This window comes from Pseudomonas sp. LBUM1661, assembly GCF_059695925.1.
Genome location: NZ_CP166794.1, coordinates 4,045,188 through 4,057,919, shown reverse-complemented (window position 1 = coordinate 4,057,919; position 12,732 = coordinate 4,045,188). Strand labels below are relative to the sequence as shown.

The 12,732-nt window shown below is 57.2% G+C and carries 12 protein-coding genes and 1 pseudogene; 8 read left to right on the top strand and 5 right to left on the bottom strand.

From position 1 onward, the window contains the following. The first annotated feature begins 125 nt into the window (after nucleotides 1-125). Together ppk2 and ACA057_RS18515 are read left to right on the top strand one after the other, a co-directional pair. A complete protein-coding gene (ppk2, locus tag ACA057_RS18520) occupies nucleotides 126-935 on the top strand; it encodes a polyphosphate kinase 2 (RefSeq protein ID WP_497341153.1) in 810 nt (269 codons plus the stop codon). Nucleotides 936-984: 49 nt separating this feature from the next. Beyond that, nucleotides 985-2,775 (top strand): SulP family inorganic anion transporter, encoded by a 1,791-nt coding sequence (locus ACA057_RS18515; protein ID WP_497341151.1) that lies wholly within the window; start codon nucleotides 985-987, stop codon nucleotides 2,773-2,775. A gap of 159 nt (nucleotides 2,776-2,934) precedes the next feature. Here the strand turns inward: ACA057_RS18515 and ACA057_RS18510 are convergent. Further along, nucleotides 2,935-3,120: pseudogene (locus ACA057_RS18510) on the bottom strand (LysE family translocator); the annotation flags it as partial. A gap of 233 nt (nucleotides 3,121-3,353) precedes the next feature. Here ACA057_RS18510 and ACA057_RS18505 point away from each other — a divergent pair. The 4 genes from ACA057_RS18505 (at nucleotide 3,354) to ACA057_RS18490 (ending at nucleotide 6,488) form a co-directional block, all read left to right on the top strand. Continuing rightward, entirely contained in the window at nucleotides 3,354-4,703 is a 1,350-nt protein-coding gene (locus tag ACA057_RS18505; RefSeq protein WP_497341149.1) for a DUF6861 domain-containing protein, read from the top strand. An 11-nt stretch (nucleotides 4,704-4,714) separates the two neighbouring features. Further along, nucleotides 4,715-5,332, top strand: a complete 618-nt coding sequence (locus ACA057_RS18500) for a GAD-like domain-containing protein (protein ID WP_497341147.1) — start codon at nucleotides 4,715-4,717, stop codon at nucleotides 5,330-5,332. 74 nt (nucleotides 5,333-5,406) lie between these two features. Further along, a complete protein-coding gene (locus ACA057_RS18495) occupies nucleotides 5,407-6,024 on the top strand; it encodes a GAD-like domain-containing protein (RefSeq protein WP_497341145.1) in 618 nt (205 codons plus the stop codon). Between the two features lie 134 nt (nucleotides 6,025-6,158). Beyond that, nucleotides 6,159-6,488: a DHCW motif cupin fold protein gene (locus ACA057_RS18490; RefSeq protein ID WP_497341143.1), complete on the top strand. Its 330-nt coding sequence runs from the start codon at nucleotides 6,159-6,161 to the stop codon at nucleotides 6,486-6,488. A 63-nt stretch (nucleotides 6,489-6,551) separates the two neighbouring features. On the opposite strand, the gene ACA057_RS18485 is transcribed toward ACA057_RS18490, so the two are convergent. From ACA057_RS18485 to ACA057_RS18470, 4 genes are all read right to left on the bottom strand, one after another. Beyond that, nucleotides 6,552-7,004, bottom strand: a complete 453-nt coding sequence (locus ACA057_RS18485) for a hypothetical protein (protein ID WP_497341141.1) — start codon at nucleotides 7,002-7,004, stop codon at nucleotides 6,552-6,554. 239 nt (nucleotides 7,005-7,243) lie between these two features. Beyond that, nucleotides 7,244-7,492 carry a hypothetical protein gene (locus tag ACA057_RS18480; RefSeq protein WP_497341139.1) on the bottom strand — a complete coding sequence of 83 codons (249 nt, stop codon included), beginning with the start codon at nucleotides 7,490-7,492 and terminating at the stop codon, nucleotides 7,244-7,246. Between the two features lie 175 nt (nucleotides 7,493-7,667). Then, complete coding sequence (locus ACA057_RS18475) at nucleotides 7,668-8,840, bottom strand: PAS domain-containing sensor histidine kinase (RefSeq protein ID WP_497341137.1); 1,173 nt, start codon at nucleotides 8,838-8,840, stop codon at nucleotides 7,668-7,670. Beyond that, a complete protein-coding gene (locus tag ACA057_RS18470) occupies nucleotides 8,830-9,645 on the bottom strand; it encodes an alpha/beta fold hydrolase (protein WP_497341135.1) in 816 nt (271 codons plus the stop codon). The genes ACA057_RS18475 and ACA057_RS18470 overlap by 11 nt, the downstream gene beginning before the upstream one ends. 333 nt (nucleotides 9,646-9,978) lie before the next feature. Here ACA057_RS18470 and ACA057_RS18465 point away from each other — a divergent pair, with 333 nt between their 5' ends. After that, nucleotides 9,979-10,851, top strand: a complete 873-nt coding sequence (locus ACA057_RS18465; protein WP_497341133.1) for a DNA/RNA non-specific endonuclease — start codon at nucleotides 9,979-9,981, stop codon at nucleotides 10,849-10,851. A 221-nt stretch (nucleotides 10,852-11,072) separates the two neighbouring features. Next, complete coding sequence (gene mhpA / locus ACA057_RS18460; protein WP_497341131.1) at nucleotides 11,073-12,731, top strand: bifunctional 3-(3-hydroxy-phenyl)propionate/3-hydroxycinnamic acid hydroxylase MhpA; 1,659 nt, start codon at nucleotides 11,073-11,075, stop codon at nucleotides 12,729-12,731. Nucleotide 12,732: the final 1 nt, after the last annotated feature.

Here is a 12,732-nt window from a genome sequence, read left to right as displayed (position 1 = left end):
TGCGAAGCCTGCGGCTACAGGGTTTGCGTGATTGGTCGACTGGAGGGTTTCGCTACTCGTCGGCGGGGTATGGACTAGACTCCAGGGGCTATCGATGGGTCGTCAGCCGGAACGAGGTGTTGGCCATGGCAAAGGACAAGAAAGGTAATCCTGCTAAAACCTTGAAGCTCAAGAACAAAGACTATCTTGAGCAGTTGCGCCGGCTGCATGTCGAGCTGGTCAAGTTGCAGGAGTGGGTGAAAAGGAAGGGCGTCAAGATCTGTATCGTCTTCGAGGGGCGTGACGGCGCCGGCAAGGGCGGGACGATCAAGGCCCTCACCGAACGGGTGAACCCACGGATCTTTCGGGTCGTGGCGCTGCCTGCACCGACTGAACGAGAGAAGAGCCAGATGTATGTGCAGCGCTACCTGCCGCATTTGCCTGCGGCTGGCGAGGTGGTGATCTTCGATCGCAGTTGGTACAACCGAGCGGGTGTCGAGCGGGTGATGGGGTTCTGTACCCAGGAACAGGTTGAGGGTTTCCTGAAAACCGTCCCCAATGTGGAGCGTGCGATCGTCGATTCAGGCGTGATTCTGCTCAAGTACTGGCTGGAAGTCAGTCCGCAGGAACAGACCCGACGGCTAGAGGCGCGGATCAACGATGGGCGCAAGATCTGGAAACTGACCCCCATGGACCTCAAGTCATACAGCCGCTGGTATGACTACTCACGCGCACGTGACGACATGTTCAAGGCAACCGACACCGAACATGGACCGTGGCTGGTGGCGAACTCGAACGACAAGCGCCGGGCCCGTCTGAACATCATCTCCGATTTACTCAGCCGCATCCCGTACAAGGATGTGCCGCGCGAGAAGGTGATTTTGCCCAAACGGCAGAAGCCCGGCGGCTATCGCGAACCGGATTATCCGTACAGACGGATTCCCGAGACATTCTGACGGCTACGTTCAAGCACATCTTCGCTGTACACCAAAGGACCACCGTCCTATGAGCGATCCGGACGCTTCGCCTGTCGCCCCGCAACCGGGCCGAATTGCACACCGCGATACCCGCGACGATCGGCGGCGCTGGGGCCGCTGGCTGCCGGGGCTGCGTACGCTGCGCCACTACCAAATGGCCTGGTTGCGCCACGATATCGTGGCCGGTCTGGTGCTGACCACCATGCTGGTGCCCGTTGGCATTGCCTATGCGGTGGCCTCGGGCGTACCTGGCATTTATGGCCTGTACGCGACCATCGTTCCGCTGCTCGCGTATGCGTTGTTCGGGCCCAGCCGGATTCTGGTGCTGGGGCCGGATTCCTCACTGGCTGCCGTCATTCTCGCCGTCGTCCTGCCGCTGTCCGGTGGCGATCCGCATCGCGCGGTCGCGCTGGCGGGGATGATGGCGATCGTCTCGGGGGCCGTGTGCATCCTGGCGGGGATCGCGCGCCTGGGCTTCGTGACGGAGCTGCTGTCCAAGCCGATCCGCTACGGCTACATGAACGGGATCGCGCTGACGGTGTTGATCAGCCAGTTGCCGAAGTTTTTTGGCTTTTCGATCGAATCCGAAGGGCCGCTGAGAAACCTCTGGGCCATCGCCACCGCCGTGCTGGAGGGCAAAACCAACTGGGCGACGTTCGCCATCGGCGCAGTCACCCTGGTGGTGATCCTGCTGCTCAAACCCTACAAACGGGTGCCGGGCATCTTGATCGCGGTGGTAGGGGCAACTGTCGCCGTGGGGGTGCTGGACCTTGGCGCCCGCGCCGGCGTGTCGGTCCTTGGCTCACTGCCGCAAGGCTTGCCTGCCTTCGCCATCCCCTGGATCACCACGGCCGACATCGTGCCGGTGCTGATCGGCGGTTGTGCGGTCGCCATGGTTTCGTTCGCCGACACCAGCGTGCTGTCGCGCGTCTATGCGGCGCGAACCCAGACCTACGTCGACCCGAACCAGGAAATGGTCGGGCTGGGCGTCGCCAACCTGGCCGCCGGTTTTTTTCAGGGTTTTCCGATCAGCAGCAGTTCATCCCGTACACCGGTGGCCGAGGCCGCCGGCGCCAAGACCCAACTGACCGGAATCGTCGGCGCGCTGACGGTTGCCTTGCTGCTGTTGGTGGCGCCGGACCTGTTGCAGAATCTACCCACCAGCGCACTGGCAGCGGTGGTGATCGCATCGGCCATCGGCCTGATCGAGATCACCGACCTGCGACGGATTTATCGCATCCAGCGCTGGGAGTTCTGGCTGTCGATCGTCTGCACCGTCGGCGTGGCCGTGTTTGGCGCGATCGAGGGCATCGGCCTGGCCATCGTGATCGCCGTCATCGAATTCCTCTGGGATGGCTGGCGCCCGTACTCGGCGGTGCTGGGACGTGCCGATGGCATCCAGGGCTACCATGACCTCAAGCGCTATCCGGACGCGCGATTGATCCCCGGCCTGGTGCTGTTTCGCTGGGATGCACCGTTGTTTTTCGCCAACGCCGAGTTGTTCCATGACCGGGTGCTGGACGCGGTGGCAGCGTCGCCAACGCCGGTGAGCTGGTTGGTCATCGCCGCGGAACCGGTCACCAGCGTCGACGTGACCTCCGCCGACATGTTGGCCGAACTGGACGAAACCTTGCAGGCGGCAGGCATCGAGTTATGCCTGGCCGAGATGAAGGACCCGGTGAAGGACAAGCTGAAGCGATTCGGGCTGTTTGCGCGGCTGGGCGAATCCGCGTTTTTTCCGACCTTAGGCACTGCCGTCAACAGCTACCTGGCGACCCATCCAGTGGATTGGGTGGACTGGAAGGAAGAGGAACGCTGAGCCTTCAGGCCACGCTCGACCTGCTTCGTACACATTCCCCTGTTGGAGCGAGCTTGCTCGCGAAGGTCGCCAACGATGACGGTTTTAAACAGGAGAAACGCCGCGCATTCAAGACCTTCGCTGGCAAGCCAGCACCTGGAGCTTCCCGTGATTCGCCGATTAACCCCGCATCTGCTCAACCAGTAGCACCAGCGCAATGATGATCATGGCGGCTCCGGAGAAACGACTGACCCGGCGGGCGGCGGCAGGGCGCGCCCGAAGCACCACCTGCGAGCCAAATCCAACCAGCAGATAGATCACACCACAGCTGAAGGTATGGACGAGGCCAAGCGCAATCATCTGCATTTTCTCGCCTTTAAATCACGAGAGCCGCCCAACGATTGGCATCCATTCAAGCGCAGGCTGAAGACCTGCCTTAGCTCGGCGCGGATGCAACATTGTGAAATATTGGAAGTGTCTGGCCGCCATAAAAGAGTTTTCCTACATCAACCCGCCCAACACCTTGTTAGCGTTATTTCGGTAACGGCCGCCAGGGTAATGGGGTCCACTAGCGGGCGAAATGTCAGGGAGACATTCGAATGTTTTTATGGAACGTCGTGCCCACGTGGCACGAAATAGAAGACCGAATACGTCATGAAATGGGTTACCAGGGAAGCGCCAGCTTTCGCACGCATCTCAACGAAGTTGTCCCTTCCTTATCTCTCAATATCCGTCGTATCAGCAGTGTCAGGTCTGCGTTCAACCGGGCTGAGTGGGAAGCTGGCCGTTTGTTGAGGCAGCGCTTTTCTGATCTCGACATCTCCAGCATCCTCAACGAGTTGCTCGACGTCGTCACGCAAATGGCGATGATCGTCGCGGGCAGTGTGTTGACCGGAGGCGCCATCGGAGCGGGTGTAGGCGCATTTTTCACAGGCGCAGGTGCCATTCCCATGGGCGCCGCTGGCGCCGCAATGGGGTTGCACGTCAGCACCTGGATATTGGGAGTACTCGGCCTGACGTCCATCGCCGAGTTTTTTGTCGAGGGCTTGCCGCGCATTGGCGAGTACTACCTGACGGGCATCAACATCGCGTGGAAAGGCCCGCGCGGCGACGACGGGTTGAACCCGTTCAGCCAGGACGATCCTTTCGCTCAGGACAGAGCCGTCCACCACATCGCACTGGGGCATGTAGAGGTTATCGTCCTGCTGCTGGGAGCCATCGTTGAATACATTACGCGCGGTCGAGGCAATGCCAATGTCCTCGCCCAGGAAATGCGAGCAAGCTCCAAAGGCGCGCGATTGGGCGAATGGATGCTCAAGCATGAAGACGCGCTGAAAAAACGGCCAGACCTGCAACCGCCTGAGCGGAGCAAAAGTCCATTCGGAAAGCAGGAGCCAGCACCGCCAGCAGATCGTCCACCAGGAAAAGACAAGGATTCCCCGCGTGACAAACCGAACGCCATGCCGCTTCATAAAGTCGAATGCTTCAAAGCGGACAAGATGCCAGCGTCTAAAATCGGTGAGTTCGAGCGGCAGTTGCAGGGGCAAGAGGATGGGCTGAATCGGCTGACGGTTGATGAGTATTTGGAGAATATTGCTAATCCGGTGAAGCGGAGTCGAACTGCGGCTAGGCAGGCCCGAAAGAAATTACAAGCCAAATTACAAGCGCGATTTCAAAAGGAGTATTCGAAAACGATGAGCCCCAGAATTGCGAAAGCAGAGAGCCTGAAAAAAGCCAAGGAAACGATGTCCAACCTTGCAGGACTGCATAATCCGGATTTGAGTGCAGGCGGTAAAGATATCATCGCGGATTTCGGGGATCGACAAGTCAACTCCAGCATTGGCCCTCAATGGGGACCAAAAATAACTAATCTGAAAAAGGCCGCTGAGACAGTGCCAGCGACTTTACGCAGTGACACATATCTCAATGTCAAACTTCATAAATGTTAAGGAGAACCGTAATGGATGAAGTATTTTCAATTTTTCTGGATACGTTTGGCGGTCCCATTGATCGACAGGAAGTACCAGCGTCTAGTATCGAACGCTATAGAGGCAGGCTACCCAATCAGCTACTGGAATACTGGGCTGAACACGGTTGGTGCGGTTACGGTGAGGGGATTTTTTGGATCGTTAATCCACAAGAATACGAGGGGGTAGTGGCGTCCTGGCTTGAAGGGACGAAATATGGAGAGCGTGATGCTTACCACCTGATTGCTCGTAGCGCCTTCGGTGACTTGTATCTTTGGGGCGAAAAAACGGGAGCCTCTCTAAAAATAACCAGTGTGCTTTCTCGATGTGATGTCGATGACTTCGAAATCACAAACGATGATTTGGATAGGGAACTACAAAATTTTCTTTTATCTACAGAAGTGGAATACAACGATTTCGACGACCTGTTCAATCCCGCGAAGAAAAAGCTCGGCACCCTGCGTCACGACGAAATGTACGGCTTTGTTCCCGCGCTGATGTTCGGCGGCCCCGACACCCTCGATCATCTAGAGAAGGTGAAGGCAGTGGAGCATCTGATCCTGCTGTCTCAGATCACCGAGCTTCAGCCCTATAGTTTTTCAGACCTTTAAGGCTGGTATCAGGAATCAGATCTCAATGAAATTACCGATCAGTGAGCAGATTCTTAAAACGAAGAAGGTTTCATGTGGACAAGATATTTGCCCGGTTTTTAGAGAAATTTGGCGGACCTGTTGATCGGCAGGAAGTCCCAGCATCAAGTATTGAGCGCTATAGAGGCAAGCTACCCAATCAGTTATTGGAATACTGGGCCGAACACGGCTGGTGCGGATACGGTGACGGCATTTTCTGGATAGTGAACCCACAAGAATACGAGGGGGTTGTAGCGTCTTGGCTTAAAGGAACCAGGTTTGAAGCGTTTGACACTTACCACCTGATTGCTCGTAGTGCCTTTGGCGACTTGTACCTTTGGGGCGAAAAAACGGGGGCCTCCCTCAAGATAACCAGTGTCCTCTCTCGCTATACAACACACACATCTATATATACAGGAGAGCAGATGGATAAAGGACTTCGCTCCTTCCTGCTATCCAGGCAAGTAGACTCCAATGATTATGGCGACCTGTTCAAACCTGCAAAGAAAAAGCTCGGCACTCTTCGTCACGACGAGATGTACGGCTTTGTTCCCGCGTTAATGCTAGGAGGCCCTGATACTCTCGATCATCTAGAGAAGGTGAAGACGGTGGAGCACCTGATCCTGCTGTCGCAGATCGCCGAGCTTCAGCCCTATAGTTTTTCAGACCTGTAAGGCAGGCCCGCACACACGCCCTGAACCCGTTTTCGCACCAGCCCCTGTATCCCGCAATTGCACACCCTCTGTGTCTATCGGCCCCATCCCCAGGTTGATACGGTCCGCATTCACTGTATCTCGATGAGGCAACAATGGATCTCACCGCTATCCCGTTTGGTACTACCGACTGGTCGACTGTCGAACCAGTAACGCATCCCGGCGAAACAGGCACAGCCTATTGGCGAACCTGCCAGTTTGGTTCGACGCGTGTGCGGATGGTTGAGTACAGTCCTGGATACCTGGCCGATCATTGGTGCTGGAGAGGTCATATCCTGTTGTGCCTGGAAGGCCAGTTGCACACTGAACTGGAGGATGGCCGTCAATTCACACTGACGGCCGGGATGAGCTATCAAGTGGGCAACAATGCTGAAGGGCACCGCTCGTTCACGACCACCGGTGCGAAGTTGTTCGTTGTGGACTAGCACTGTGGACATATCATCTAGCCAGCCACTACAACGTTAACGCTTGGGCGGGCCGAACCGAGGTTATTTCGCCGAACCTCCTGGCTTGATATCCCCGCAAAAAATATCGACGTTGCCGCTGTCCGGTGCACTTCGCACGACCACGGAATACTCACCGGCAAGCAGATCCTGCATTGCGACAGGTGCGCTTCTTGAGAACGCCCAGCCGCGTATGGCTTGGCGTTCGGTGTTCACATGATCATTCATTGCATAGGCAACGGGCCCGGGTTGCTGGCAACTGCCTTTATTGATGAAGGTATAGAGGCGCAAGGGCAGGGACGCGCCGCTTGGAACACCGCTGATGAAAAAACTGAAGCCGGTTTGTTTGTCCCAACTGGCCAACGTTACATTGCCGATCTGACCGGTGTTATGCCGCGTGGCCACCAAAGGAATGCTCACGCCATGGTCGGCTGAAGTGGTGCAGCCGACGAGGCTTGCGATGACCATTAGCGCTGCCAGTGAGTTTCCAGGGTTCATTGCCAACCTCCAAAGAACTGCAAAGGGAGATTAGCGGGTATAGCTCATTAATCGCCTCTTTGGTGTCGCACGTTCGAAATTCTCTGTGCCGGGGAAGTGGAGAGCATTCCGGGCGGCTGCTTCTGACCGATAGAGGCGAGCCGCGAAGGGCCGCAGTCGGCCCATTGCTGCCGGTGGCAACATCGAAGGCAACACGGCGTAAGGAAGCTAGGGCGTAAAGCCCTAGCGGATAGCAGGTGTCACTTTTTCTTCTTCGCCGGCTTGTCTGCCTTCTCTGATTTCTTGGCCTTTTCTGGCTTGCTATCAGCTTTTTTTGCAGATTTCTTTGGCTCGGCATCTTTTTTCTTGTCTTTCTTGTCGGAAGATTTCGAAAGAGCCGACGCCGCCGCTGATTTCTTTGCCGGTGATGACTTTTTGTCTTTCAAATCCTTGCTGGCTTTTGAAGACTCGCCTTTGCTTTTCTTCTCGTCTTTAGCCATGTTGACCACCTCTTGGAGTCTGCCGGTATTGACACATTGCCTGTGGGATTCTCCACACGCTGATCATTAGGCGAGCGCGTCCAAAAGCGGTTCAAACTTTTTTGATGCGTCGAGATGGGCTTAGGCTGATGCACCGATAGGTACTGAGGGCTGGACTGTCTACTTCGCTGTCTGACCGAGGTTTTTAAATTTGGATATGCGGAAAGTGGACATCGAACGTCGTACCTTCGTCGGCGCTTGAGCTGACCGCCACGTCCCCGCCATGCGACCTGGCGATTTCCCTCACGATAAACAACCCGAGTCCTACGCTACGCGTGTCGCTGTCGGTCGTGCCACGGGTCATGGGCTCGAACAAAGTGGCCATTAGCGTCGCTGGGATAACCGCACCTTGGTTATGCACCGACACAACGGCCTGATTCTCTTCGACACGTGACGTAATGATGATCGGCTGTTTCAAATCTCCATAAGCCACGCTGTTAGCCACCAGATTGCCAATAATCTGCTGCGCCCGATCCGCATCAAGGTAAGCACTGCCCGAACCACTGCGTTGATGCAGCAATGTGGCCTCAGGAAACGCAATGCGCAGTTCGTCGACGCTCAGGCTGACGAATGCGTGCAGGTCAACCGAAGCAGGCGTGATCGCAATCCCTCGTCCGACTCTGGCCAAGGTGAAGTCCAACAGGTCGGCAATCATCCGTTCGGCGCGGCTGGCCGACTGGCTGATGTGGCCGAGCATTTTGACGTGCCTGGCAGAATGTTCGCCTCGGGCAAGGATGTCAGAGGCCATTTTTATCGCGGTCAGCGGGGTTTTCAGGTCGTGGCTGACGATGGCGACCATTTGTTCGGCGAACGTGGCGCGACGTTTGGCTTTTTCGTAGGCCTTGTTCAGTTCATGTTGGGCTTGCTGGAGCGCCGTTTCGGCGGCGGTTTTCTCCCGCAACAGGTCTTCGGCGATTTTTCGGGCACTGAGCAATTCACGCTCGTACTTGTCGCGATCGGTGGTTCCGAACAGCGCCAGCTCATAAAAAGCACCGCTGGCATGCTCGCGTCTAACACCGTTGAGCAGCATGGTGACGGAATGTTTGTCTTTGTGAACCAGATCGAGTTTCACCTCGGCCACAGAGCCTTGCATTCGCATTAACGGCGCCCAGTGGGTTTGATGAAAAATGCGGCCGCCCATGGTCAGCAGGTCCTGGAAACGCCGGCCGATCAACGCGTCTGAGTCGAAGCCGATCCAGTAACAGAACGTCAGGTTGGCGCGCAGGATCGTGCCGTCCTCTTTCGTCACCACCAAGCCGCAAGGAGCGCCTTCAAATAGCGACTGCGGGTCGGGCAGTGGCGGTTCATCAGTCGACATCAGTGCCCACCCACGGCGACAGGAAGCTGTCCATGGCTTCGGAACAGGCACTCGGTGCGCTCATGTGCGGGCAATGACCGACGTTGGCCACCAAGCAGAGCGTGCTGTTGGGGAGTACAGCATGCAGGTATTCACCCACAGCGACGGGCGCGATGAGATCGTCGGTGGATTGCAGGATCAAGGTGGGTGTGATCAGGCCCGCGACGTCCTTGCGGTTGTCCGACATGAATGTCACACGGGCGAATTGCTTGGCGATCTCGGGTTCGGTACGGCAGAAACTGTTGGTCAGTTCTTCGCCCAGCGCCGGTTGCCCGGGCGCACCCATGATGACGGGGGCCATGTTGCTGGACCAGCCGAGGTAGTTGCTGTCGAGGGTGTCGAGCAGGGAGTGGATGTCTTCGAGTTTGAATCCGCCCACGTAGTCGTCGGCGTCGATGTAGCAGGGCGAAGGGCCAATCATCACGTGAGCGGCAATTCTTCCGGGGGACTGGCGGTCCACCAAGGCGCCAATCATGGCGCTAACCGAGTGGCCAACCAGAATGACCTCGCCAGTGGCGAACTGATCGATGATTTCGCCCAGGTCATGAGCATACCCGGCCAACGAGTTATATTTTTCCCGATCATACGCGTCCAGATCTGACTGGCCCGCACCGACAAGGTCATACAGTACAACCCTGAAGCGAGAGGTGAAGTGGTCGAGCAGATAACGCCACATGGTCTGATCGCAGCCAAAGCCGTGGGAAAAGATCAGTGTCGAAGGACCTTCACCCACCACTTTTATGTTGTTGCGAGATTGAAGGTTCATGCGTGTCATCCCGAGCGTGCCGAAGGTGTTTTGGCTATCTTCGGCAGTGTAGATAATGAGGGGGGGCACGTAGAATAGCTGGATGGGTATTCAACGTACATTGGCGAACAGAATGCCAACGCTGCTCGGCACTAATGTCACTTTCAAGGGTCAGTAAATCCTGCGCGACCGTCAGGTCGTTCCTGCACTGCGCGGACCGGCTCCGCACCGGCAATCTGATCAAGGACAGTGAAAGCATGCTCGCCGCCATTTAAACAGCAACCGCCTCCAGAGGTTCCGTGAATCGGGACTCGCCATACGTTTATCCCTCAATCAAATTCGAAGAATTAAAGCATGCACCTACGCAAAATTGCAGTGGGGCTGTCGGCCCTTGTTTTGCTCTCGACCGGGGCCGAAGCCCGCAGTCTGCTGGATCTCCTGAAGCCGCCAACCCAGCATCAGGAACAGGCATCCCGTTCAGGCTCGATCAGCCAGAACGCGGCGCTGGAGCTCTATTCAAGCAAACAGAAACAGGCATCGTTTGACGGCTGCGCGGATTTGTTTCCGGCAGCCAAACCGATCAACACGGCCACTGTGCCCGCAACCATGAAACCCCTGGCCCTGTGCTCCGATAACTTCGCGGTGCTGTACTCGCAAACCAGCAGGACGCCGCTGGTGGTGGTCGAACGCCTTAATGCGGCGCAACTGCAGGATGCCAAAGGGGAGGAGCGCACCAATCAATTCTATCCGGACCCACGCATCCCCAAGAGTGGGCGGGCAGAGTTGAGCGACTATCGCAGCCAGCATCCGGCCGTGGACCGTGGCCATCAATCCCCGGCCGCCGATGCACCAACCCCCAATGCAATGGCCCAATCCTTTGCGCTGTCGAACATGGTGCCGCAAGACCCGACCAACAACCGCAAGATCTGGAGCAAGGTTGAGTCCGATGTCAGGAAGTTTGCCAAGCGCGCCGATGGCAATGTGTTTGTCTTTACCGGCCCGCTCTTTGACTCAGGCCACAGCACCATCGGTGACAACAAGGTCTGGGTGCCGACCCGCCTGTTCAAGCTGGTTTACGACGCCTCGTCCAAACGGGCCTGGGCTTACGTATTGCCTAACGCAGAAACCCGTGTCGAGAAACCGATGGACTACGACGCTTTCGTGAAAAGTACCGGGCTCAAATTGCTCGGGAATCTCCCGGTCACAGGTTCCGTCGGGCGCTCTTGAGGGCATCACCCCTCGAATGTCCGGCATTCATCGCTCCGGCCCGGACGCGATTCGCAAGCCCCCGACACCTTGTTATTTGCGCTCATCGTGGCCGGACGATGAGCTCGAAAATTACTGACGAGAACATCAATATTGAAATTCGTCTCAATATTGAATACCTTGGCCCTGCCTGACGCTGAGACCTGCGCGCCTCACGACTTCAATCACAACAAGGGCTCGAGATGAACAACAACAAGAAAGTTTCCCAATTGCCTCCCTCCGCCGTCGACGTGCTGGTCGTCGGTAACGGTCCGGTAGGTGCAACAATCGCGGCGCTGCTCGGCCGCTATGGGGTAACAACCCTGGTGCTGGACAAGTCCCACGAGGTCGTACTGATGCCTCGCGCCATTGCCCTGGACAACGAGGCGCTGCGTATCCTGCAACTCGCCGGTTTGTCGGAAGACGCTTTCGAGAAGATCGTTATCCCTGAAGTGAAAATGCACTCCCCGGTACTCGGGCAGTTCGGTCGAGCCAATACGGAGGGGTGCATCGACGGCCATCCGAAACTTGTGACGTTCTATCAACCCGACCTCGAACACGCGATGCGCAGCCAGGTCTCCCGGCTGAAGTCAGTGACCAGTCTTGGTGGTTTCGAGCTTGAGAGTCTGGTCGAGGAGCCGGATGGCGTCGTCGCCTCCGTGCGGGATCAGAATGGGCAATCGCATGCTGTTCGCGCTCAGTACCTGGTCGGTGCGGATGGTGCAAGCTCCAGGGTCAGGGCACTGATTGGCCAGGAGTTCGAAGGGCAGACCTATGCGCAGGATTGGCTGATTGTCGATGTCATGAATCGGCATCAATCAGCGATTGATCACATTGAGTTTCTCTGCAATCCGCGGCGCCCGACGCCGCACATGCCGGCACCCGGCGGCAGGGAGCGTTGGGAGTTCATGCTGCAACCCGGTGAGTCCCGGGAAGAGCTGGAAAGCCCGGAAAGCATCGCCCGGTTAATCGCACCATGGATCAACCCGCAGGAGTTGCAAATCGAGCGCAAGGCGGTGTATCGATTCCACGCGCGCTGCTGCAATAGATTCAGCAAGGGACGCGTCTTCCTCGCCGGCGACGCAGCGCACATCACCCCACCCTTTGTCGGTCAAGGCCTCGTCGCGGGACTTCGCGACGGTGCCAACCTTGCCTGGAAACTGGCCTGGGTCCTTCGCGGTCATGCCGCGCCGGCAATACTCGATACCTATGACGTAGAGCGCCGCCCCCATGCCCAGGCGATGATCAATCTGGCGAAACTCATGGGCCGAATGGTGATGCCCAAGAACAAGCTCGCCGCGTTCTTTATGCACGGCCTGATGCGCACGCTGGCGTTGACTGCCGCTACCCGCAAGTACTTCGAACAGTTGGACATCAAGCCGAAGAACACCTTCAAGCATGGCCTGTTCGTGCAGCATCGTCGGGGCGACGCGCTGGTACGTGGCAGCCTGTTTCCCCAAACCTGGATTCGCACCCTGCAAAAGCAGATCAAACTGAGCGACGATGCGCTAGGAGACAACCTGACCCTGGTTGGATTCGGTGTCGACCCGTTGTCACTGCTCACCACGCATCAGATCGTTTCCTGGGAAAAAATGGGAGGCCACTTCCTGGAAGTCAGGCCACGCGGACAACGCTCCGGCGGCAGCTGTGACTTCATCGAAGACATGAACCATGACATCCTGCCGCTGGCCCCTAAAGGAACGCTCGTCGCGGTTCGCCCCGACCGTATCATCATGCACCACGCCCCTGGCGCACAGGCAGCCAGTTTCCTGCGTGACTGCCGGGCGCTGCTGGTTGGCGAAGACACCACGCCTGACAGCGTTTCCGTTACCATCAACGAGCCCACTCGATTACGAGCTTGAT

Excerpts from the sequence above, each read along its gene's own strand:
- ACA057_RS18505 (WP_497341149.1), top strand. The coding sequence starts at position 3,354 with ATGTTTTTATGGAACGTCGTGCCCACGTGGCACGAAATAGAAGACCGA.
- ACA057_RS18475 (WP_497341137.1), bottom strand. The coding sequence starts at position 8,840 with ATGTCGACTGATGAACCGCCACTGCCCGACCCGCAGTCGCTATTTGAA.
- ACA057_RS18490 (WP_497341143.1), top strand. The coding sequence starts at position 6,159 with ATGGATCTCACCGCTATCCCGTTTGGTACTACCGACTGGTCGACTGTC.
- ACA057_RS18485 (WP_497341141.1), bottom strand. The coding sequence starts at position 7,004 with ATGAACCCTGGAAACTCACTGGCAGCGCTAATGGTCATCGCAAGCCTC.
- ACA057_RS18465 (WP_497341133.1), top strand. The coding sequence starts at position 9,979 with ATGCACCTACGCAAAATTGCAGTGGGGCTGTCGGCCCTTGTTTTGCTC.
- ACA057_RS18515 (WP_497341151.1), top strand. The coding sequence starts at position 985 with ATGAGCGATCCGGACGCTTCGCCTGTCGCCCCGCAACCGGGCCGAATT.
- ACA057_RS18500 (WP_497341147.1), top strand. The coding sequence starts at position 4,715 with ATGGATGAAGTATTTTCAATTTTTCTGGATACGTTTGGCGGTCCCATT.
- mhpA (WP_497341131.1), top strand. The coding sequence starts at position 11,073 with ATGAACAACAACAAGAAAGTTTCCCAATTGCCTCCCTCCGCCGTCGAC.
- ppk2 (WP_497341153.1), top strand. The coding sequence starts at position 126 with ATGGCAAAGGACAAGAAAGGTAATCCTGCTAAAACCTTGAAGCTCAAG.
- ACA057_RS18470 (WP_497341135.1), bottom strand. The coding sequence starts at position 9,645 with ATGAACCTTCAATCTCGCAACAACATAAAAGTGGTGGGTGAAGGTCCT.